Annotated in this window: 21 protein-coding genes; 10 read left to right on the forward strand and 11 right to left on the reverse strand. The window is 68.6% G+C overall.

Annotated features, from left to right (window positions below):
• Positions 1–2 precede the first annotated feature (2 nt).
• Positions 3–2,120, reverse strand: a complete 2,118-nt coding sequence (gene tkt / locus ACZYZ3_RS00360) for a transketolase (protein WP_463961890.1) — start codon at positions 2,118–2,120, stop codon at positions 3–5.
• A gap of 521 nt (positions 2,121–2,641) precedes the next feature.
• Here tkt and ACZYZ3_RS00365 point away from each other — a divergent pair.
• Positions 2,642–3,604 carry a heme o synthase gene (locus ACZYZ3_RS00365; RefSeq protein ID WP_463961891.1) on the forward strand — a complete coding sequence of 321 codons (963 nt, stop codon included), beginning with the start codon at positions 2,642–2,644 and terminating at the stop codon, positions 3,602–3,604.
• 122 nt (positions 3,605–3,726) lie between these two features.
• On the opposite strand, the gene ACZYZ3_RS00370 is transcribed toward ACZYZ3_RS00365, so the two are convergent.
• Genes ACZYZ3_RS00370 through ACZYZ3_RS00380 form a run of 3 tightly spaced genes read right to left on the reverse strand, consistent with a single transcriptional unit; the run spans position 3,727 to position 6,453 of the window.
• Entirely contained in the window at positions 3,727–4,671 is a 945-nt protein-coding gene (locus tag ACZYZ3_RS00370) for a COX15/CtaA family protein (RefSeq protein WP_463961892.1), read from the reverse strand.
• A 7-nt stretch (positions 4,672–4,678) separates the two neighbouring features.
• Complete coding sequence (locus tag ACZYZ3_RS00375; protein WP_463961893.1) at positions 4,679–5,488, reverse strand: ABC transporter permease; 810 nt, start codon at positions 5,486–5,488, stop codon at positions 4,679–4,681.
• Positions 5,485–6,453: an ABC transporter ATP-binding protein gene (locus tag ACZYZ3_RS00380; RefSeq protein WP_463961894.1), complete on the reverse strand. Its 969-nt coding sequence runs from the start codon at positions 6,451–6,453 to the stop codon at positions 5,485–5,487. The genes ACZYZ3_RS00375 and ACZYZ3_RS00380 overlap by 4 nt, the downstream gene beginning before the upstream one ends.
• Positions 6,454–6,623: 170 nt before the next feature.
• On the opposite strand from ACZYZ3_RS00380, the gene ACZYZ3_RS00385 reads away from it, so the two are divergent.
• From ACZYZ3_RS00385 to ACZYZ3_RS00410, 6 genes are all read left to right on the forward strand, one after another.
• Positions 6,624–7,487, forward strand: a complete 864-nt coding sequence (locus ACZYZ3_RS00385; protein WP_463961895.1) for a helix-turn-helix transcriptional regulator — start codon at positions 6,624–6,626, stop codon at positions 7,485–7,487.
• Positions 7,487–8,950 (forward strand): Fe-S cluster assembly protein SufB, encoded by a 1,464-nt coding sequence (gene sufB / locus ACZYZ3_RS00390; protein WP_463961896.1) that lies wholly within the window; start codon positions 7,487–7,489, stop codon positions 8,948–8,950. Before ACZYZ3_RS00385 ends, sufB begins: the two co-directional genes overlap by 1 nt.
• Positions 8,950–10,236 carry a Fe-S cluster assembly protein SufD gene (gene sufD, locus ACZYZ3_RS00395; protein WP_463961897.1) on the forward strand — a complete coding sequence of 429 codons (1,287 nt, stop codon included), beginning with the start codon at positions 8,950–8,952 and terminating at the stop codon, positions 10,234–10,236. Before sufB ends, sufD begins: the two co-directional genes overlap by 1 nt.
• A gap of 31 nt (positions 10,237–10,267) precedes the next feature.
• Complete coding sequence (locus ACZYZ3_RS00400) at positions 10,268–10,627, forward strand: non-heme iron oxygenase ferredoxin subunit (RefSeq protein ID WP_463961898.1); 360 nt, start codon at positions 10,268–10,270, stop codon at positions 10,625–10,627.
• Between the two features lie 89 nt (positions 10,628–10,716).
• Positions 10,717–11,514 (forward strand): Fe-S cluster assembly ATPase SufC, encoded by a 798-nt coding sequence (gene sufC / locus ACZYZ3_RS00405; RefSeq protein WP_463961899.1) that lies wholly within the window; start codon positions 10,717–10,719, stop codon positions 11,512–11,514.
• Positions 11,515–11,527: 13 nt separating this feature from the next.
• Complete coding sequence (locus tag ACZYZ3_RS00410) at positions 11,528–11,860, forward strand: metal-sulfur cluster assembly factor (RefSeq protein WP_459317961.1); 333 nt, start codon at positions 11,528–11,530, stop codon at positions 11,858–11,860.
• Positions 11,861–11,999: 139 nt separating this feature from the next.
• Here ACZYZ3_RS00410 and ypfJ read toward each other — a convergent pair whose 3' ends face one another.
• Positions 12,000–12,887, reverse strand: a complete 888-nt coding sequence (gene ypfJ, locus ACZYZ3_RS00415) for a KPN_02809 family neutral zinc metallopeptidase (protein ID WP_463961900.1) — start codon at positions 12,885–12,887, stop codon at positions 12,000–12,002.
• A gap of 58 nt (positions 12,888–12,945) precedes the next feature.
• Between ypfJ and ACZYZ3_RS00420 the strand changes: the two genes are divergently transcribed.
• Positions 12,946–14,370, forward strand: coding sequence for a class I adenylate-forming enzyme family protein (locus ACZYZ3_RS00420; RefSeq protein WP_463961901.1), 1,425 nt, complete (start codon positions 12,946–12,948; stop codon positions 14,368–14,370).
• Complete coding sequence (locus ACZYZ3_RS00425; protein WP_463961902.1) at positions 14,363–15,568, forward strand: thiolase family protein; 1,206 nt, start codon at positions 14,363–14,365, stop codon at positions 15,566–15,568. The genes ACZYZ3_RS00420 and ACZYZ3_RS00425 overlap by 8 nt, the downstream gene beginning before the upstream one ends.
• A gap of 375 nt (positions 15,569–15,943) precedes the next feature.
• Here ACZYZ3_RS00425 and ACZYZ3_RS00430 read toward each other — a convergent pair whose 3' ends face one another.
• Genes ACZYZ3_RS00430 through ACZYZ3_RS00440 form a run of 3 tightly spaced genes read right to left on the reverse strand, consistent with a single transcriptional unit; the run spans position 15,944 to position 18,095 of the window.
• The gene (locus ACZYZ3_RS00430) at positions 15,944–16,615 is read right to left on the reverse strand and encodes an energy-coupling factor transporter transmembrane component T family protein (protein WP_463961903.1); all 672 of its coding nucleotides are present in this window, start codon (positions 16,613–16,615) and stop codon (positions 15,944–15,946) included.
• Entirely contained in the window at positions 16,612–17,409 is a 798-nt protein-coding gene (locus ACZYZ3_RS00435) for an energy-coupling factor ABC transporter ATP-binding protein (protein ID WP_463961904.1), read from the reverse strand. The genes ACZYZ3_RS00430 and ACZYZ3_RS00435 overlap by 4 nt, the downstream gene beginning before the upstream one ends.
• Positions 17,406–18,095 (reverse strand): biotin transporter BioY, encoded by a 690-nt coding sequence (locus ACZYZ3_RS00440; protein WP_463961905.1) that lies wholly within the window; start codon positions 18,093–18,095, stop codon positions 17,406–17,408. The genes ACZYZ3_RS00435 and ACZYZ3_RS00440 overlap by 4 nt, the downstream gene beginning before the upstream one ends.
• 316 nt (positions 18,096–18,411) lie before the next feature.
• On the opposite strand from ACZYZ3_RS00440, the gene ACZYZ3_RS00445 reads away from it, so the two are divergent.
• Positions 18,412–20,010 (forward strand): ABC-F family ATP-binding cassette domain-containing protein, encoded by a 1,599-nt coding sequence (locus tag ACZYZ3_RS00445; protein WP_463961906.1) that lies wholly within the window; start codon positions 18,412–18,414, stop codon positions 20,008–20,010.
• Positions 20,011–20,083: 73 nt separating this feature from the next.
• On the opposite strand, the gene ACZYZ3_RS00450 is transcribed toward ACZYZ3_RS00445, so the two are convergent.
• From ACZYZ3_RS00450 to ACZYZ3_RS00460, 3 genes are read right to left on the reverse strand one after another with little or no spacing between them, the layout of a single operon-like run.
• On the reverse strand, positions 20,084–20,551 hold the full coding sequence (locus tag ACZYZ3_RS00450; RefSeq protein ID WP_463961907.1) for a YbaK/EbsC family protein: 468 nt from the start codon (positions 20,549–20,551) through the stop codon (positions 20,084–20,086).
• 12 nt (positions 20,552–20,563) lie between these two features.
• Positions 20,564–21,454 (reverse strand): SURF1 family cytochrome oxidase biogenesis protein, encoded by an 891-nt coding sequence (locus ACZYZ3_RS00455; protein ID WP_463961908.1) that lies wholly within the window; start codon positions 21,452–21,454, stop codon positions 20,564–20,566.
• Positions 21,455–21,703 (reverse strand): hypothetical protein, encoded by a 249-nt coding sequence (locus ACZYZ3_RS00460; RefSeq protein WP_463961909.1) that lies wholly within the window; start codon positions 21,701–21,703, stop codon positions 21,455–21,457.
• Positions 21,704–21,725 lie beyond the last annotated feature (22 nt).

Consider the following 21,725-nt stretch of genomic DNA (forward strand, 5'->3'; position numbering starts at 1 on the left):
GATCAGGCCGGAAGGGCCGCGAGGGATTCCCTGGCTGCGGCGGCCACAGCCTCCGCGGTGATGCCGAATTCCTGGAACAGGCGCTTGTAGTCCGCCGAGGCGCCGAAGTGCTCGAGGCTGATGGAACGGCCGGCGTCGCCGACGAATTCCTTCCAGCCCAGGGCCAGCCCGGCTTCGACGGACACCCGTGCCTTGACTGCCGCCGGGAGCACCGCTTCGCGGTAGGCGGCGTCCTGTTTGGTGAACCACTCCACGCACGGCATCGACACCACGCGGGTGGGGATGCCTTCGGCCTGGAGCGCTTCGCGGGCGTTGACGGCCAGCTGGACTTCCGAGCCGGTGCCGATCAGGATGACCTGCGGCGCGGCGGTCCGGCCGTTGGCCGAGGCTTCCGCCAAGACGTAGCCGCCCTTGGCGACGCCGTCGGTGGAACCGAAAGTGTCGCCCTCGGCGCCGGAAATTCCGCGGGCATAGGTGGGAATGTTCTGGCGGGTCAGCACGATGCCGGCAGGGTTCCCGTGATTCTCGAGCATGACCTTCCAGGCCGCTGCGACCTCGTTCGCATCTCCCGGGCGGACGACGTCCAGGCCCGGGATGGCCCGGAGTGAGGCGAGCTGCTCCACCGGCTGGTGGGTCGGTCCGTCCTCGCCGAGGCCGATCGAGTCGTGCGTCCAGACGTACAGGGACGGGACCCCCATCAGGGCACCGAGGCGGATCGCCGGGCGCTGGTAGTCGCTGAAGATCAGGAACGTGCCCGAGAACGCGCGGGTGCGCCCGTGCAGGGCGATCCCGTTCACGATCGACGCGGCTGCGTGCTCGCGGATGCCGAAGTGCAGCACGCGTCCGTAGGGGTTGCCCTTCCAGGCGGCCGTGGAGCGGGAGGCCGGGATGAACGACGGCGAGCCCTCGATCGTGGTGTTGTTGGATTCGGCGAGGTCGGCAGAGCCGCCCCACAGTTCCGGCATGACCGGGCCGATGGCGTTCAGGACCTTGCCGGACGCGGCGCGGGTGGAGACGTCCTTGCCGGCTTCGAAGACCGGGAGCGCGGCGTCGAGCTCGGCCGGGAGCTTTTTCGCCTCGATGCGTTCGAGCAGCGCGGCGGCCTCGGCGTTGGACGACTGCCAGGCCTCGAAGGCTGCCTGCCATTCGGTGCGGGCGGCCGCGCCGCGGTCCAGGGCTTTCCGGGCGTGGGCCAGGACGTCGTCGTCGACCTGGAAGGTGCGCTCCGGGTCGAAGCCGAGGACCTTCTTCAGCGCGGTGACTTCCTCGGCGCCGAGGGCGGAGCCGTGGATCTTGCCGGTGTTCTGCTTCTTGGGGGCCGGGTAGCCGATGATGGTGCGCAGCGAGACGATGGAGGGCTTGCCCGTCTCGGCCTTCGCGGCGAGGAGCGCGGTGTGCAGTTCGGCCACGTCCTCCTTGTATTCCCCGGTCCGGGTCCAGTCCACCCGCTGGGTGTGCCAGCCGTAGGCCTCGTAGCGGGCCAGGACATCCTCGGTGAAGGCGATGTCGGTGTCGTCCTCGATCGAGATGTGGTTCTCGTCGTAGATCACCACGAGGTTGCCCAACTCCTGGTGCCCGGCGAGCGAGGAAGCCTCGGAGGTCACGCCTTCCTGGAGGTCGCCGTCGGAGGCGATGACCCAGATGGTGTGGTCGAACGGGCTGGTACCCGCGGCGGCGTCGGCATCGAACAGCCCGCGCATGCGGCGCTGGGAGTAGGCGAAGCCGACGGCGGAGGCCAGGCCCTGGCCCAGCGGGCCGGTGGTGATCTCGACGCCGGCGGTGTGCTTGTATTCCGGGTGGCCGGGGGTCAGGGAACCCCAGGTGCGCAGCGCCTCAAGGTCCTTCAGTTCCAGGCCGTAGCCGGCGAGGAAGAGCTGGATGTACAGCGTCAGGGAGGTGTGGCCGGGGGAGAGGACGAAGCGGTCCCGTCCCAGCCAGTCGGGGTTCTTCGGGTCGTGCCGCATCAGCTTCTGGAAGAGAAGGTAGGCGGCCGGAGCCAGGCTCATGGCGGTGCCGGGGTGGCCGTTGCCGACCTTCTCCACCGCGTCGGCGGCGAGGACACGGATGGTGTCCACGGCCCGCTGGTCCAGGCTGGTCCAAGACAGTTCTTGCTCTTCCAAATGTGGCACGAAAACCGGGCCCCTCTCTGTGCTGATGGCGGGTGGTACGGTCAGTCCCGTCCGGGGCACAGTTCGGTGCCCGCTGCGGTACGTACCAGCCGTTCACCATCGAAACGTTGATCTATCCTTCAGCGGCGTGCGCCAGTGCTCGCCTGCAGAAATCTGCAGGAAGGTACATCCGGCACCAGCTAAGGCCTTTTTGGCCGTTCCTGTGCGCGCTGATCTGCAGACAGCTTAGCCCTATTCCTCCGGGCGGGTGCGGTAAATCTCACCAATTGGACCGGATTTGTCCCTTATGTGAATCACCGGTGTCCGCGGCGGCTGTGAGCCCGCGTTAATCTGTTCGAATCAGGGCTCTCCACCAGCAGTGTTCCGAAGGACCCGCCGCGCTGCGCCTGCACGGTATGATAGGTCCTGGCGACCAACGGGGGCGGGGACTTGCCTGTGCGCTGCGCGTGGACCCCTCCGATAAGCAACCCGCGTTGCGGAACCAGCCGGACTGAACAGCCAGACAGAACAGAGTGACTGCCACCGTGAGCACAACAGATACGCCGCTGAACGCCTCTCCCGTCCGCGGAAGAATCGGCTTCGCCCGCAAAGCCAAGGCCTATCTGGCGCTCACGAAACCCCGTGTCATCGAGCTCCTGCTGGTCAGCACCCTGCCGACCATGATCTACGCGGAGCGCGGCTTCCCGTCGATTGGCCTGATCGTGGCGACCCTGGTGGGTGGTGCCTTTGCCGCCGGCAGCGCGGGCGCGTTCAACTGCTACATCGACCGCGACATCGACAAGCTCATGCACCGCACCGAGAACCGGCCGCTGGTCACCGGCGAGGTCACCCCGCGCGAGGCGCTGGTCTTCTCTTGGCTGCTCGGCGCGGCCGCGATCGCGATCCTCTGGTTCGGCGCCAACCCGCTCGCCGCCTGGCTCGGCGTCGGCGCCATCGTCTTCTATGTGGTCATTTACACGATGATCCTCAAGCGCCGCACGGCCCAGAACATTGTTTGGGGCGGGGCGGCCGGCTGCTTCCCGGTGCTGATTGCCTGGGCCGCTGTGACCAACACGGTTCAGTGGCCCGCCGTGGTGCTCTTTATGGTCATCTTCCTGTGGACGCCGCCGCACTACTGGCCGCTGTCCATGCGCTACGGCGAGGACTACCGCAACGCCAATGTGCCGATGCTCGGTGCAATCGCGGGGGCCAAGGTGGTCGCCGTCCAGGTGGTCCTGTACGCGTGGGCCATGGTGGCCTGCTCGCTGCTGCTGGTCCCGGTCGGCGGCGCGGGCTGGGTCTACACCGTCACCGCGGTGCTCGCCGGAGCCTGGTTCCTCTACGAATCGCACGGCCTGTACAACCGGGCGCAGGCCGGCGACGTGTCCAATAAGGGCGCCATGAAGGTCTTCCACGGTTCGATCAGCTACCTGACCCTGCTCTTCATCGCCCTCGCCGTCGACCCGTTCGTCGGTTCTCCCATCATGGGCGGCTAGCCCCCCCACCCTCCGCAACACCAACGCGGGGTCACTTACGGCCCAATCCGGGCGTCCGGATGGGCCGTAAGTGACCCCGCGTTGTTTTGTGTGCGGCGGGTAGGCCGGGCTGGGTGGTGCGGCTACTTGACCGGGCTGCTGCGGGCCAGGTCGACGGCGTTGGTGGCCGCGCTCATCAGCAGGGCGGCGGCGAGCATGTGCGCCGCCACCAGAAGCGCCGGGATGCCGTTGTAGTACTGCGTGAAGCCGATGGCGGCCTGCACTACGGTGACGCCCAGGAGCATCACGACGGCGGCGCGGAACGGGCCGGGGATCCGGTCGCGGATGACGAGGTAGAGCGCGAACAGCGCCCCGGCAGTCACCAGGTAGGCCGGCACGGCGTGGATGTGCGAGAACAGGTCCCAGTCCAGGTTGTTGCGCGGCGCCTCGGCGTCGCCCGCGTGCGGGCCCGCGCCGGTGACCACAACGCCCAGGCAGACGGCCAGGGCGGAGAACAGCGCGACGGCGGTCATCAGCGGGCGCGCGACACCCGGCAGGGCCGGCAGTCCAGCCACCCGGAAGCGGCCCGTCCGCCCGTAGGCCCGGTTGACCAGCAGGGTGGCCACGACCACGAGGGCCATCGAGACCAGGAAGTGCAGGCCAACCACCCAGGGGTTCAGCCGCGTGAGCACCGTGATGCCGCCGATGACGGCCTGCGCCGGGATGCTGGCGAGCAGGCCGAGGGCCAGCAGGAACAGGTCGCGGCGTTCCCTGCGGAGGTTCCAGAGATACACCAGCATGGCGATCGCGACGGCGGCCAGCGCGAACGTCAGGAGGCGGTTCCCGAATTCGATGATGCCGTGGATGCCCATTTCCGGGGTGTTCACGAGCGAGGCGTCCGTGCAGCGCGGCCAGGTGGGGCAGCCCAGGCCCGAGGAGGTGAGGCGGACCGCGCCGCCGGTGACGATCAGGACGGTCTGGCCGATCAGGGACAGCACCGCCAGCCGCCGCACCGTCGTGTTGACGGTGACGGGCAGCCAGGCGATGTTCCGGGACGCGGTCCGGGGAGGGCGGGAGGCCGTGCTCACAGTTTTCTCAATTCCATTTGAACCAACGGGTTGCTGCGCCGCCGGCGATCGCCGTCCAGAGCAGCAGGACAAGTACCGGGACAGGGCTGACGCTGCCCGAAAGGAAAGCTTCCCTCATGGCCTGCCCCAGGGCGCCGGAGGGAAGGAACTGCACGATCGACTCCAGCAGGGCGGGCAGCCGTTCGGCCGGGATCACGATCCCGCCGAGGGCACCGAGCAGGATCCACAGCAGGTTGGTGATCGCGAGGGTCGCCTCCGGCCGGACGGTCCCGGCGACGAGCAGGCCCAGCGCGGTGAAGGCCACCGCACCGAGCACCAGCAACGCCAGCCCCGGGGCCCAGCCCAGCGGATCCGGCTGCCAGCCCAGCAGCAGGGCCACGGCCGAGACCACCAGCACCTGCAGCGCCAGGACCGCGAGGACCGCGAGGACCTTCCCGGCGATCAGCCCGGTGCGCCCCAGCGGAGTGGTGGAAAGGAAGCGCAGGACCCCGTAGCGGCGGTCAAACCCGGTGGAGATGCCCTGGCCGGTGAACGCGGTGGACATGGCACACAGCGCGAGGATCCCCGGCACGGCAACATTGATCCGGCTCGCGCCGAACCCGTCCAGCAGGGGCGTGACCGTCAGGCCCACCATGGCCAGCAGCGGCAGCACGACCGCGAGGATCAGTTGCTCTCCGTTCCGGATCATGGTGATCGTCTCGTACTTGCCCTGCAGCACGATGCGCCGCAGCAGCGGGGCCGGGGCGCTGCCGAGGGGGCGGGCCGGCGCGGCGCTGCCCGGCGGTGCGCTGCCCAGGGCGGCACTGTCGCGGGTCATCGGATCTCCCTTCCGGAGATGTCGAGAAAGACGTCCTCAAGGCTGCGGGCTTCAAGGCTCAGCGAGCGGGGCATGATTCCCCGCGCGGCCCACCATGCGGTGATCGCCGCGAGGTCCGCGGCGGTCAGCGCTCCGGTGGCGGCGTAGCTGCCGGCCCGCGCCTCGGTGACGTTGACGCCGTCGGGCAGCACCCCGGTGAAATCCAGTCCGGGGTCGGTCTCGAACAGCAGGGTGCGGACGTGCCGCTCGCCGGCTTCCGGCGGCAGGGGGTTCTGCAGGAGCTGGGCGACGGTCCCCTCGGCGACATTGCGGCCGGCGTCGATGATGTAGACGTAATCGGCGAGGCGCTGGGCGTCGTCCATAAGGTGGGTGGTCAGGACAATCCCCATCCCGCGGTTCCGGAGTTCAGAGATGAGCTCGAACACCAGCTGGCGCGACTGCGGGTCCAGGCCGGCGCTCGGCTCGTCCAGGAAGAGCACCTCGGGGTTGCCCACCAGCGCGGCCGCGAGCGCGAGCCGCTGCTTCTGCCCGCCGGACAGCCGCCGCACCGACGTCCGGCTGAAAGTGTCGATCCCGAGGCGCTCGATGAGCTCCCCGACCGGCCACGGGTCCTGGTACATCCCGGCAATATGCTTGAGCAGGGGAACGGGACGGGCCGACGGCGGCAGCCCGCCGTCCTGCAGCATCACCCCGACGCGGGCCCGCAGTCCGGCCCCCGCGGTGTCCGGGTCCTCACCGAGGAGGCTGATGCTGCCGTGCGTGCGTTTCTGCAGACCCTGCGCGCACTCGATGGTGGTGGTCTTGCCCGCGCCGTTGGCCCCCAGCAGGGCCGTGACCTGCCCGCGTTCGGCGACGAGGGAAAGGCCGCTGACCACGCGCAGCATTTTGCCGTCGAGGGTGGGCAGCGGCCCAACATCCTTGACTAGCCCGCTGATGGACAGGACGGGGGATTCGGGGGATCGCACCACAGCATTCTACGGGATGTAGTACGGCCCGTTCCGGCCGGCTGCCGGAGCCGGGCCGGGGAACGGCGCACGGCGTCGGCTCCGGACTGCCACTCCCGCCGGGGGCCGAGGATAGCCATGCCTTACTGGCCTGCGGGACTAAATTACGACATGATTGTGTTGTGTATTCCATGAGCCCCTCCACTTCTGTCGCGCCTGCCGGGCGCGGCCGCCTGCGTGCGGCGTCGTCCGCCGCGGCGGGGCCAGCGGGATCCGTGGCAGCCCAGGCGGCCGCCGCTTTCCCGGCGGCCGACGCCGAAGAACGCACCCGGGACCGCGTGCTGAACGCAGTACTGGAACACGGCCCCATCAGCGCCGCCGAACTCGGCGACCTGCTGGGGTTTACGCCCGCCGCTGTCCGGCGGCACCTGGACCACCTCTCACGCAGCGGCGTAATTGAGGTCAAACGCGCAACCCGTGCCGGTGCCGGTGCTGGGCGCCCGGCCCGCCGCTATGTCCTCAGTTCCCAGGGCCAGTCCACGCTGGGCAACGACTACCTGGACATTGCCACCCTGGCCCTGCAGCGTCTCGGCGAAACGGCCGGGCCCGACGCCGTGCGGCAGTTCGCCGTCGAACGCTTCGGGGAGATGGAACGCCGCTACGCGCCGGAGATCGACGCCGCCGGCCCGGATATCACTGCCCGGGCCCGGGCGCTGTCCGAGGCTTTGAGCCGCGACGGTTTTGTGGCCTCCACCACGTCGATCCAGGCCAAGGCGCCGCTGCCTGCGGCGCTCTCCAGCGTCCAACTCTGCCAGGGACACTGCCCCATCCAGCAACTGGCCGCGCAGTTCCCGGTGTTCTGCGACGTCGAGACCGACGTGTTCTCCCGGCTGGTCGGCGTCGACGTCCGCCGGCTCTCCACGCTGGCACGCGGCGGGCACGTCTGCACCACCCACATACCTACAGGCCGTCCGGCGGCCAGAGGGCCTCACAGCCCCGCAACCACCCCGGGCAGTCTGGACGAAGTATCCAACCATCTGCAAGAAAGGCCGTGATGACGGACCAACTATCAGAGAAAAAGGTTGCTGAATCCACTGTGATTTCGGAGATTCTGGAAAAGAATCCCGAGCTCCACGGAATCGGAACCTACGAGTACGGCTGGTCCGACAAGAACGACGTCGGAGCCAACGCACGCCGCGGCATCAACGAGGACGTGGTCCGCGACATTTCGGCCAAGAAGAGTGAGCCGGAGTGGATGCTGGACCTGCGCCTCAAGGGTCTGAAGTACTTCGACCGCAAGCCCATGCCGACCTGGGGTGCCGACCTCTCCGGCATCGACTTCGATAACATCAAGTACTTCGTACGGTCCACGGAAAAACAGGCCAACACCTGGGAAGACCTCCCCGAGGACATCCGGAACACCTACGAGAAGCTGGGCATCCCGGAAGCGGAGCGCAGCCGCCTCGTCTCCGGTGTGGCCGCCCAGTACGAGTCCGAGGTCGTCTACCACCAGATCCGCGAGGACCTGGAACAGCAGGGCGTCATTTTCCTGGACACGGACACCGCGCTGCGCGAGCACCCGGAGATCTTCCGGGAGTACTTCGGCACCATCATCCCGGTGGGCGACAACAAGTTCGCTTCGCTGAACACGTCCGTCTGGTCGGGCGGTTCCTTCGTGTACGTCCCCAAGGGCGTCCACGTGGACATTCCCCTGCAGGCCTACTTCCGCATCAATACGGAAAACATGGGCCAGTTCGAGCGCACGCTGATCATCGCGGACGAGGACTCCTACGTCCACTACATCGAAGGCTGCACCGCGCCGATCTACACCTCGGATTCACTGCACTCCGCTGTGGTGGAAATCATCGTGAAGAAGGGCGCCCGCGTCCGCTACACGACCATCCAGAACTGGTCCACCAACGTGTACAACCTGGTGACCAAGCGCGCCATCTGCGAAGAGGGCGCGACGATGGAATGGATCGATGGCAACATCGGCTCCAAGGTCACCATGAAGTACCCGGCCGTCTACCTCGTGGGCGAGGGCGCCAAGGGCGAGACCCTGTCCATCGCGTTCGCGGGCGAAGGCCAGCACCAGGACACCGGTTCCAAAATGGTCCACATCGCGCCGAACACCAAGAGCTCGATCGTGTCCAAGTCCGTGGCCCGCGGCGGCGGCCGCGCCGCCTACCGCGGCCTGGTCCAGGTCCGCGAAGGCGCCAAGCACTCGGCCAACACGGTCCGCTGTGACGCGCTCCTGGTGGATACCATCAGCCGTTCGGACACATACCCGTACATCGACATCCGCGAGGACGACGTCACGATGGGGCACGAGGCCACGGTCTCGCGCGTCAGCGAAGAGCAGCTGTTCTACCTGATGTCCCGCGGCATGCGCGAAGACGAGGCCATGGCGATGATCGTCCGCGGCTTCATCGAGCCGATTGCCCGTGAACTGCCGATGGAATACGCCCTCGAGCTGAACCGCCTGATTGAACTGCAGATGGAAGGATCGGTCGGTTAATGACTGACATCACTACTGAAAAGGCCCGCATTGGCGCGCCCTCAGCCAAGCCGTTCATCAACGGCTTCACCGAGGAAGGCGAAAGCCTTTCACCGCTGAACGCCGCAGAGTCCAAGTCCCCGCTCGCCGGCGAAGCCGTCAAGCGCCACTCGCACGGCGGCGGCGTCGGCGTTCCGGACAGCTCACGCGCCGGACGCCTGACCTCCTTCAAGCTGGCAGACTTCAAGCCGCTGACCGGCATGGAGGAGGACTGGCGGTTCACCCCGCTCAAGCGCCTCCGCGGCCTGCACACCGAAGTCCTCAACGGGGCCGCACCGTCCGTGAGCGTCACCGCCCCGGACAGCGTCACCGTCGAAACCGTCGGCCGGAATGACCGCCGGATCGGCTCCGCAGCGATCCCCGAGGACCGGGTCTCCGCGAACGCCTGGGAGAACTTCACCGAAGCCACCGTCATCACGGTCCCGGCCGAGGTCCAGGTCGACGGCGAGGTCAGCGTCCTGCTGACCGGCCAGGGGACCGAGGCTTCCGCCCAGCACGTGGTGATCATCGCGGAGAAATTCTCCAAGTCCGTGGTGGTCCTGGACCACCAGGGCACCGCGGTCGTGTCGGAGAACATCGAGATCCTGGTGGAGGACGGCGCGCAGCTCACCGTCATCTCGCTCCAGGAATGGACCGACGACGCTGTGCATGCGTCCTCCCAGCAGGCGAAGCTCGGCCGCGACGCCAAGTTCAAGCACATCGTCGTCAGCCTCGGCGGCGACCTCGTGCGCGTCACCCCGTCGGCCCGCTTCACCGCCCCGGGCGCTGAAGTGGAGCTGTTTGGCCTGTATTTCGCTGACGCCGGCCAGCACCTGGAGCAGCGCCTCTTCGTGGACCACGCCGTCGCGAACTGCAAGTCCAGGGTCCTGTACAAGGGCGCCCTCCAGGGCCGCAACGCGCACACCGTCTGGGTGGGTGACGTCCTGATCCGCAAGGAAGCAGAAGGCACCGACACCTATGAGGCCAACCGCAACCTGGTCCTCACCGACGGCGCCCGCGCCGACTCGGTGCCGAACCTGGAAATCGAAACCGGCCTGATCGCCGGCGCCGGCCACGCCAGCGCCACCGGACGGTTCGACGACCAGCACCTGTTCTACCTGATGGCCCGCGGCATTCCGGAAGAAATGGCCCGCCGCCTGGTGGTCCGCGGCTTCCTGAACGAGATCATCCAGCAGATCAGGGTTCCCGCCATCGAGGAGCGCCTCACAGCCGCGGTCGAGCGCGAACTCGCGGCCACGGACAACTAGTGCGCAGCACCAGAGAACACGGAAACCTTTCATGACTGAACAGCCAAAAGGCGAGCTCGTCTGCAACGCCAGTGAGATCCACCTCAAGCAGGCGCTGCGGATCCTGATCGACGACTACCCTGTCGCGATCGTGAAGGACTCGATGGGCGAGATCCACGCCATCGGCGACACCTGCTCGCACGCGGACATCTCCCTCTCCGAGGGTGAGGTGGAAGGCTGCAAGATCGAGTGCTGGGGCCACGGCTCCCAGTTCGATCTGCGTAGCGGCGAGCCGCTCCAGCTGCCGGCCTATGATCCTGTGCCCGTCTTCGCTGTGACCGTCCTGGATGACGAGGTCTACGTGGACTTCACCAACGTCCTGAACGGCGCCGAGGCCCCGAATTTCAGCTAGCTGCCCGCAGCCGGCAACCCGCACAACAGAACTTATCGACAAGAAACCGCACCGTGCCGGAGGGCACGGCGCAGAGGAGAACAAGGCATATGTCTACTCTTGAGATCAAGGACCTGCACGTCAGCATTGACACCGAGCAGGGCACGAAGGAAATCCTGAAGGGCGTCAGCCTGAGAATCCGGACCGGCGAAACACACGCCATCATGGGCCCGAACGGATCCGGCAAGTCCACCCTGGCGTCCACCATCGCCGGGCACCCGCGCTACAACGTCACCTCCGGCACCATCACGCTGGACGGCGAAGACGTCCTGGCGATGAGCGTGGACGAGCGCGCCCGCGCCGGCCTGTTCCTGGCCATGCAGTACCCCGTCGAGGTTCCCGGCGTCAGCATGACGAACTTCCTGCGGACCGCCAAGACGGCCATTGACGGCGAAGCACCCAAGCTGCGGACCTGGACCAAGGACGTCAAGGCCGCCATGGCGCAGCTGCGCATCGACGCCGACTTCACCCAGCGCAACGTCAACGAGGGCTTCTCCGGCGGCGAGAAGAAGCGCGTCGAGATCCTTCAGCTGGAGCTGTTCAAGCCCAAGTTCGCAGTCCTGGACGAGACCGACTCGGGCCTGGACGTCGACGCGCTCAAGGTTGTCTCCGAGGGCGTCAACCGCGCCCACTCCGAGGGCAAAATGGGCACCCTGCTCATCACGCACTACACCCGGATCCTGCGCTACATCAAGCCGGACTTCGTGCACGTGTTCGTTGACGGCCAGGTAGTGGAAGAGGGCGGCCCGGAGCTCGCCGACCGCCTCGAAGAAGAAGGCTACGACCGCTACGCCACCGGCGCCGGCGCAGCCACCATCGCTGCGGCGTCCGCTGCAGCACAGGCCTAGTTAGGACTTGGCAATGACCGAACTCAATGTGGCCCGTACGGGCCTCGAGGATGTCGAAGAAGCACTCAAGGACGTGATCGACCCCGAACTGGGCGTGAACATCGTTGACCTGGGCCTGCTGTACGGCCTGAAGTACTCGGACGACGACGGCGCCCTGCTGATCGACATGACGCTCACCACGGCCGCCTGCCCGCTCACCGATGTGATCGAGGAGCAGGTGGGGAAGTCCCTGGACGGGGTTGTCGACGAATGGCGCCTCAACTGGGTATGGATGCCGCCGTGGGGTCCGGAGCGGATCACCGAGGACGGCCGCGACCAGATGCGCGCGCTGGGCTTCAACATCTAGCACCGCCTCCCTGAGGCACAAACGACGGCGGGCCCACCTCGATGAGGTGGGTCCGCCGTCGTCGTCCTGAGTGGAATCGGCTGCTCCGTAACTGCCCTTATGGGCCGTCAGAACGGCAGTTATGGAGCAGCGGACGGGTTTAGGGAGTGGCGACGCCGAAGGTGTCGCACTTGTTGATGTCGCCGGTTGTGTAGCCCTGGTAAAACCACTTCTGCCGCTGCTCGCTGGACCCGTGCGTCCAGGACTCGGGCGAGACCCGCCCTGTCGCTGCCTGCTGGATCCGGTCATCGCCGACGGCCGAGGCCGCGGACAGGGCGTCCTGCAGGTCCTTCTCCGTCAGCGGATCCAGGAACGGCAGCCCGGTCTTGGGGTCCTCCTGGGTGGTGGCGTAGCGGACCCACAGCCCGGCGTAGCAGTCAGCCTGGAGTTCGACCCGGACCGCCCCTGATTCCGGCCCCTGGGGATCCTGCTGGGCCTGATCGAGGTTCCCAAGCACGTTCTGGATGTGGTGGCCGAACTCGTGGGCCACCACGTACTCCTGCGCCAGCGGTCCGCCGGAGGAGCCGAAGCGGTCCACCAGTTCCTGGAAGAATCCCGGGTCGAAGTACGCCGTGGTGTCGGCGGGGCAGTAGAACGGCCCTACTTCCGACGTCGCCGCGCCGCAGCCTGTGTTGGTGCCTCCGGTGAAGATCACGGTTTCGGGCTGCGGGTATTGCCTGTCGTACTGGGCGAGGTAGGCCGGCCAGAAGGCGTTGAGGCTGTTCACAGTGCCCACGATCCGGCAGTCCAGCCGGGCGTCGGCGTCGGCGCCGCTGGTGCAGGCCGGGGCGGTGCCCTGGCCCTGCGATCCTGGGTCCTGCGTACTGCCGGCCAGGTCTTCCAGCAGGCCCGGGTTGATGCCGAGCAGGGAAGCGATCAGCAGGATGATGCCGCCGCTGAGGCCGATCCCGACTTTTCCGCCGCGGCCCATGCCGCGCCGGTCCTGGACCTGCGAGGGGTCCAGCTGGACGTTGTCATTGAAACTCATGCTGTCACAATATCGCGTCCCCCCTTTCGGGCCGCCCCGGGCCGGTAAAGTTGGTCTGATGCCATTTCTCGACAGACTCCAGCGCTGGGCCGATCACCGCCCCGACGGGACCGCCGTCGTCGTGGCCGGCCAGCGCCTGAGCTGGGAAGAGCTGCGGGACACCGCCGCCGGCCTGGTGCCGGGTACCCCCGCAGTGACCGTGCTGTCCGAGGAAAACTCGCTGCACTTCGCTGCAGCATTCGCGGCCGCCGTCGCGGGGGAGCGGCAATGCGCCGTGCTGGACCCGACGTGGCCGCAGCCGCTGCAGGACAGCATCAGGGACCGGATCCGCGGGACCGTCGTTCCCGCGCCTGTCGCCGCGTCTGTCGCGGACCTTGCTGACGGTCCGGGACTCGTCGACGGGCTCCCGGACACCCCGTTCCTGATCGGCCTGACCTCCGGTACCGCGTCTGTCCCTAAAGCCTTCACCCGCTCGCGCCGGTCCTGGCAGCTGTCCTTCGACGCGTCGGTGGAATTCTTTGGCCTGGCCGCGGACGACCGGACCCTGGCGCCCGGGCCCCTCGCGGCCAGCCTGAACCTCTATGCCCTGGCCGAATGCCTCTACGCCGGCTCGGAGTTCCACACCCTGGCCGGCTTCGACGTCGGCGACACACACGCCGCCGTCAGCCACGACGGCATCACGCGGCTGGTCCTTGTCCCCACGATGCTCCGGATCCTCAGCGAACGGGGACTTAGCGGCGGGGTCGACGCCTCGGGCATCCGAAGCATCATCTGCGCCGGGTCAAAACTGGACGCCCGGACCCTGGAAGCCGCCCGCCGCTGGGCACCCAACGCGACCATCTTCGAGTACTACGGCGCCTCGGAGCTCAGCTTCGTCTCCGGTGCCGGCCTCGCCCCCGCGCAGCAGCCGGACCAGCGCGGCACCGGGATCGGGACCACGTTTCCCGGCGTCGAGATCCGCATCCTCGACGACGGCGGGGCCCGGCTGCCGGACGGCACCGACGGCAACATCTGCGTCCGCAGCGGCATGGTCAGCGACGGCTACCTCTGGGGCGACGACGGCCAGGCCCTGCAAAGCTTCGACGGCTGGCACACGGTGGGGGACCAGGGCTACCTCGACGGCGGGACCCTGCACATGCTGGGCCGCCGCTCGGACATGATCATCACCGCCGGAACCAACGTCTACCCGCATGAGGTCGAGCTGGCTTTGGCCTCAGTCCCCGGTGTGGCCGCCGCCGTGGCCGCGGGCCTCGCGGACGATCTGCGCGGCCAGAAGGTCGTCGCGGGCATTGTTCCCTCGCTCGGCGGGGTGACCGCCACCCAGCTGAGGGCGGGCGTCGAGGACGCGCTGGCCCGCACCAAACGGCCGCTGGAATACTTCGCCCTGGCCGAACTTCCCCTGACGGACCGCGGCAAGCTCAGCAGGGGTCTGCTGCTCGACTGGATTGCCCGCAGCGACCCCCGGATCCAGCGCCTTGGCTGAGGCCCATCCGCGCAGTCTTCCCGACGACCGTCAGCCGGTCATCATCGCCGCCCGGCGCACCCCGATCTGCCGCGCCAACGGCGCCCTGAAAACCCTCAACGCCCATGAACTGCTGGCCCCGGTGCTCCGCCGCCTGCTCACCGACACCGGTGTGGCCCCGGCGTCGGTGGCGGATGTGGTGATCGGCAACGCCGCCGGCGGCGGCGGGAACGTAGCCCGGCTCGCGGCCCTCGAGGCAGGCCTGCCGGTCAGCGTCCCCGGCCTCACAGTGGACCGGCAGTGCGGGTCCGGGCTCGACGCGATTGCCCTGGCCGCCCGGCTCGTGGCCGCCGGCGGCGGCGGCGTGTACCTGGCCGGCGGAGTGGAGAGCATCAGCACGGCACCGCTCCGGGCCCGCCGGGATGCCGGCGGGGCCCCGGAATTCTTCGCGCGGGCGCAGTTCGCACCCCCGGGCCTGGGCGATCCGGACATGGGTGTGGCCGCCGAAAATGTAGCCGCACGCTTCGGCGTCAGCCGGGAACGGCAGGACGCGCTGGCGCTGCGCAGCCACCGGCGCGCGCTGGCGTCCGCCGCCGCGGGCTATTTCGACGCCGAGATCGTCCCGCTGCCCGGTGTGTCCGGACCGGACGGCTCCCATACGGTCAGTGCCGACGACGGGCCGCGCCGCGGGCTGACCGCCGCCGTGCTGGCCCGGTTCGCTCCGGTGTTCGCCGCTGGGGGGACCGTCACCGCCGGGAACTCCTGCTTCGACGCGGACGGTGCCGCCGCCGTCGTCATCACCTCGGTGGAACGCGCCCGCGGGCTGGGAGCCGGCGACGGCCTGCTCATGCGGGGCACAGACACGGCGGGCGTGGACCCGCAGCTGCTGGGCATCGGGGCTGCCCGTGCGGCCCGGCGCCTGCTCGAACACAGCGGCGTTGCGGCCCCGGAGCTGGGTCTCGTCGAGTTCAATGAGGCATTCGCATCCCAGACCATTGCGTGCCTGGACGAACTGGGCATCGCCCCGGAACGCGCCAACGTCGACGGCGGCGCGCTGGCCCTGGGGCACGCCTACGGGGCGTCCGGCGCCGTACTCGTCACGCGGCTGCTGGCCCAGGCACGCCGCAGCCCGGCCGACGGGCAACTGGCGCTGGCCCTGATCAGCATCGCCGGCGGCATGGGGACCGCCGCGCTGCTGGAGTACCGGAGCTTCGCCTAGCCCGGTCTGACTCCTGGCTCCGGGCTCCGGGGGACATGCCCAGCCCTGGGTCCGGCCAGCGGACACCGTGGGCTTAGGTCCAGTCGCCGCGCGCTGCGGAGGGCCTGTCCCGTGGTCCCGCGGTTTGGGAGCTCAGCCCCGCAATACGCCACCGGGGGACATGCCCATCGTTGGGCCGGGCCAGTGGACACAGGGGGCATAAGTCCCGTAGCCGCGCCCTGCGGAGCGCATGTCCAGTGGTCCCTCGGTTTGGGAGCTCAGCCCCGCAACACGCCAGCGGGGGACATGCCCATCGTTGGGCCGGGCCGGTGGACACAGTGGGCATATGTCCCGAAGCCGCGCCCTGCGGAGCGCATGTCCCGTGATCCCGCGGGGTCAGGGGAGAACATGTCCCGTGGCGGGGGTGGCCGGTGGGGCATGCTCCTCGCTCTCGGCCTCGCCCAGGCCGCGGGCGGCGAGGGCGTCGCCGGTCTGCCGGGCGAAGGCCACGGTGGTGATGAAGACCGGCAGGATCAGGGCCCGGGGGTTGCGCTCCAGCCCGCGCGCCCGGGCGGAATCGCGGACGTCACTGTAGGCGCCGGCAATGAAGGGGATGCTGCGCAGCATGATGGCGATGGTCAGAGCGAAGCGCTCCGGATCCGCACCGAGACGCTGGAACGGCTTCGCCAGGGAAGCCACACCGTCGAGCAGACGCTGCACCGGGGTGGTGGCCGTGAGGATCGACGCCGCCACAATACAGACCATGACGTTGAGCACAATCCGCGCCGCGGTCGGGCCGCCGACCTGCCACCACTGGAACAGCCCGATCGCCCCCAGCACCGGCAGCACGGGCCGGACCGCCCGGAACAGCCGCGCTACACCCGCCCCGCTGAACAGGAACAGGGCGCACATTACGGCCAGGGCGGCGGCGGCCACGGCCCAGTCCACAATCAGGAACGACGCCATGCCGCAGCCGACGACCAGCAGGAACTTCAGCCACAGCGGCGCACGGTGCAGCAGGGAGTCGCCCGGCACGTAGTTGGCCAGCAGGAACCCGTGGCCGCTCACCGCTGCCCCGGGTCCCGCGGCGCCCGCTGCGGATCCTGCTGCTGCGGCCGCCCCTGCCGTGCCGCGTCCGCCGCTGCCCCGCAAGGCGGGAGCCCCTCCGCACACCGCGCACGGTAATGCGCGACGGCGTCGGCCGGCCCGCCGTCGAACACCACCGCGCCGGCGTCGACCACCAGGACCCGGTCGAGGTCCAGCGCGAGCTCAAGGTCGTGGGTGGAAAGGATGAGCTGCTGGTTCAGTCCGGCCAGGGTCCGGCGCAGCAGCTCCCGGTTGCGCAGGTCCAGCAGGGTGGACGGCTCGTCCAGGACCAGCACCGCCGGGTCCACGGCGAGGACCGCGGCGAGGGCCAGGAGCTGGCGTTCCCCGCCGGAGAGCTCGTAGATGCTCTGGTCGGCCAGCGGCAGCAGCCCGAAGCGGTCCAGGGTTGCCTCCGCCTGGCGGCTGCGTTCGCGGGCGTTCCGGACCGAGCGGCGCAGCGACAGTTCCACGTCCTCCCTCCCGGTCGGCATGACCAGCTGGGACAGCGGGTCGGTGAAGACGAAACCGACGCGCCGGCGCACCTCCCGTACCGAGCGGACCGTGTCCCACGTGTCCACCGTCACGGTCCCGCTGCTGGGCAGCACGAGTCCGTTGAGGAGCCGCAGCAGGGTGGACTTGCCGGAGCCATTCGCGCCGATGATGCCGATCCGCTGCTCGGTGAGCCGCAGGGTCAGCTCCGAGAGCAGGGTTTTCGGCGCGGGGCGGCCGTCAACAGCCACCCGCACCGCAACCCGGTCCAGCGCGATGAGAATCACGGCCGGTGATCCACCATTGCGTGGGGAGCGGGCCTGCCGGCCGGGGCACCGGCCCCGGCCGGGATGCGGCGGATCAGCAGATCCGGAAATGCCTTGTGCAGGGCCAGGGCGATGGTCACGGCGAGCACGTTCTTAATCACATCTCCCGGGTAGAAGACCAGGTCCGCGAGGAACGCCTTTGAGAAGTCCAGCTTCGCGTTAACCATCATGCCGAGGATGCCAAGGCCATGGACGAAGATGATGCTGCTCACCATCGCGGCCGCGAAAAGCAGGACCGCGCGCAGCCTGCCGGGACGGCCCGCTGTGCGGCGCAGCACGAGGACCGTCAGCCAGCCCGCCGCCGCCGCGGCCAGGACGAAACCGATGATGTAGCCCGCCGAGGGGCCGGCCAGGACCCCGAGCCCGCTGCGACCGCCGCTGAAGATCGGCAGCCCGGCGAGACCGAGGAGAACGTAGAGCCCGACGGCGGCGAACGCCCTGCCGGGGCCCAGGGCCAGGCCGGTGAGCATCACAGCGAGCGTCTGCACCGTGATGGGAACCCCCATCCCGGCCACCGGAATGGCGGCAATCAGGGCGGAGCCGGCCACGAGCGCGGCGAAGACCGCGATCAGTCCGAGGTCGGTGGCGTTCCAGCGGTTCCGCTGCCGGGCGGGGGTGGCGGGTGTGCTGCCTTTGGTCTGCGTCATGGGGAGTTCCTATCGCGAGTGAATCGGTTCTGCTTCTGACCTTACGAGCATGCCGGGACGGGTTTTTTGTAGGGGCTCCACTAACCGGGGGCCCGGCAACTGGAGGGCCGCACCAATGGCCTCCGGCGGTGCCGGGCGGCGCACGTCCGGCACCGCCGTCGTCCCTGGTTTCCTCCAGCCGGCGGGGCACTTGTCAGCGGGCGCAGGCTGGGCCGGTAGACTTAGGGAGGCCGTTCTCTCGGCCACCCTGCCCCGGCCCCCTTCAGCTACCACCTTTGTGCCGCGGCGTTCCCTGTTGTGAAAGGCCTTAGCTGCATTGATTACCGTCCAGGATCTCGAATTGCGCGCCGGCGCCCGCCTCCTTATGGACCAGGTGAGCTTCCGGATCGACAAGGGAGACAAGATCGGCCTTGTGGGCCGTAACGGTGCAGGCAAGACCACGCTCACCCGGGTGCTCGCCGGCGAAGGCCAGCCCGCCGGCGGAAAGGTCACCCGCAGCGGCGAGATCGGCTATTTGCCGCAGGACCCCCGGACCCCGGACATGGAACAGCTGGCCCGAGACCGGATCCTGTCCGCCCGCGGCCTGGACATCGCCGTCGGCAAACTCCGGCAGTCCCACGAGGACATGGCCAGCGACGACGCCGAGGTCCAGCGCAAGGCGATGAACCGGTACGACCGGCTCGAGTCCGAATTCCTGGCTGCCGGCGGCTACGCTGCCGAGGCCGAGGCCGCAGCGATCTGCTCCAACCTCGCCCTCCCGGACCGGCTGCTGAACCAGCCGCTCAAGACCCTGTCCGGCGGCCAGCGCCGCCGCGTGGAGCTCGCGCGCATCCTGTATTCGGACGCCGAAACGATGCTCCTCGATGAGCCCACGAACCACCTCGACGCCGACTCCATCACCTGGCTGCGCGAATTCCTGAAGAACCACCAGGGCGGCCTGATCGTGATCAGCCACGACACGGAACTGCTGGAGGCCACCGTGAACAAGGTGTTCCTGTTGGATCCCAACCGTGCGCAGATCGATTTCTACAACATGGACTGGAAGCGCTACCTCCAGCAGCGCGAAACCGATGAGCGTGCCCGCAAGCGGGAGCGAGCCAACGCGGAGAAGAAGGCCCAGGTCCTCTTCGACCAGGCCAACAAGATGCGCGCCAAGGCCACCAAGGCCGTCGCCGCGCAGAACATGGCCAAGCGTGCCGAGCGCCTGCTGGGCGGCCTCGAAGCCGTCCGCGCGACCGACCGCGTGGCAGCCCTGCGCTTCCCAGATCCGTCGCCGTGCGGCAAGACCCCGCTCACAGCGGACGGCCTCAGCAAGTCCTTCGGTTCGCTGGAGATCTTCACCGACGTTGACCTCGCGATCGACCGCGGCTCCAAGGTGGTCATCCTGGGACTCAACGGCGCGGGCAAGACCACCTTGCTGCGGATGCTCGCCGGCGTCGACAAGCCCGACACCGGCCAGGTCGTCGCGGGCCACGGCCTCAAGGTCGGCTACTACGCCCAGGAGCACGAGACGCTCGATGTGGACCGGACCGTGCTGCAGAACATGCGCTCCTCCGCCCCGGACATGAACGACGCGGAGGTCCGCAACATCCTGGGCTCGTTCCTGTTCTCCGGCGACGACGTCGACAAGCCCGCCGGTGTGCTGTCCGGCGGCGAGAAGACCCGCCTGGCCCTGGCCACCATCGTGGCCTCGAGTGCGAACGTGCTGCTCCTCGATGAGCCCACCAACAACCTCGACCCCGCCAGCCGCGCCGAAATCCTTGGGGCCCTGAGCAACTACACCGGCGCCGTGGTCCTAGTGAGCCACGATGAAGGTGCCGTTGAGGCGTTGAATCCGGAGCGCGTTGTGCTGCTGCCGGACGGCATCGAGGACCACTGGAACGAAGACTACCTGGACCTCATTACGCTGGCGTAGGGCCACCCAAGGACTCGCAGCAGGGGCCGTTGTCACCCAGCCCAAAATGGGCCACAACTGCGAGTCAGTGGGGCTAGCGGACGGGCATTTCCTCGGCCTCGGTGATTCTCCGTAGATCGCCAAAGCTGATGGAGAACATCGAGTGGTGGTCTCCTGCCCCGGCCCAGAGGACCGCATGGGCTTTCAGGGATTCGTCCAACAGCGTCCTGATTTTCTCCGGATGCCCGACCGGGGCCACGCCGCCCACTTCCTGGCCGGTGTGCTCCAGCACGAACTCGCGGGAGGCTCGGCGGATTCTTCCGGCGCCGAGCTGCGCGGCGACCTTCCGGACATCGACCCTGGCGGCGCCGCTGGCCAGGATCAGCAGCGGGGCGCCCTCAAGGTCGAACACGAGGCTGTTGGTGATCGCCGCGACCTCGCAGCCCAGCGCCGCAGCCGCCGCGGCCGCCGTCGGGACCGTCGAAGCGAACACCGTGACGGTGTCCTCGGCGCCGAGCGCGTTCAGCGCGTGCTTCACCCGGGCCACGGGTTCCGGGACCACGGCGGACATTCCTCAGAACCCCTGGGCGTCCAGGATCGCGTCTTCCTCTTCCTCCGCGGTCGCGTTCTTCCGCTTGCGGGGGACAGGGCGCCGGCGGGCCACCGGGCCGCTGGAGTGCATAACGACGGCGGCGGGGCCTCCGTCTCCGGCCTGGGCTTCGGCGTCCTCGGCGTCGATGGCGGCGTTTCGGGCCTGCTGACGGGCCGCGTAGCCGAAGCCGATGAACATCAGCACGCCGAAGGCGAACCACTGCAGCGAGTAGGACAGGTGGGTGCCCTCTTCGGTGGAGGGCTTGGGGAACGGGAAGGGCATGTCCGCTGCTGCCGGGCTTTCCGAGGCCAGCTGCCCGTAGGCGCCCGTCAGGAGGGGGTAGCCCAGCTCCGCGGAGTAGCCGGCGAGATCGATCGAGGCCAGCTGTCCGTCCGGGGCGCCGCGCTGGAGTCCGGGCTCGGCGGGTTTGAGCCGGGCGACGACGGTCACGGCCCCCTGCGGGGGCGCAGGAACCGCGTCGGGGCTGCCCGGATTGTTGTTGCCGATCGGCAGCCAGCCGCGGTCAATCACGACGGTCTCGCCGGTGACCACCTTAAAGGGGACGACGACCTCATAGCCAGGCTGGCCGTTGAGCGGGCGGTTGCGGACGATGCGCTGCCCGGCGACGTCGTAACTGCCCTTGAGCTCCACCTGGGTCCACTCGCGTTCCGCCGCCAGCGAGCTGAACTGGTCCTTGACCTCAGCGAACGGCACGGGTGCAGCGGAGTAGTTCGAGGTGACCCGGTTGATCTCGGCGAGCGTCTCGGCCCGGCGGTCCATCTGCCAGCGGCCCAGTCCGACGCACGCCGCAGCAAAAATCGCGGCCAGCAACAGATACCCCAGCCACTTGCTGGAGAAAAGAAAACGGTACATTCAGCTTGCCCTGCCTGCCGGGTTTAATGCCACGGTGTCCTTCCAGAGCCCGCGGGTCTGCAGATAGTCCTCGAGCCAGGCCCGGTGCTCTCCGCAGGCCAGCCAGATCTTGCGCCGATCGGGGGTGTGGATCTTCGGGTTGTTCCAAAGCAGCTGCCATTCGGCGCTGCTCCGGCACGCTTTGCGGGAGCAGACGGCTTCCGCCGGTCCGGCACCCCCGCCGTTCCCGGTGAGGTCAAAAAGGTTCATGACGCGGCCCGTCCCCGGCCGG

The organism is Pseudarthrobacter linnaei (assembly GCF_055412825.1).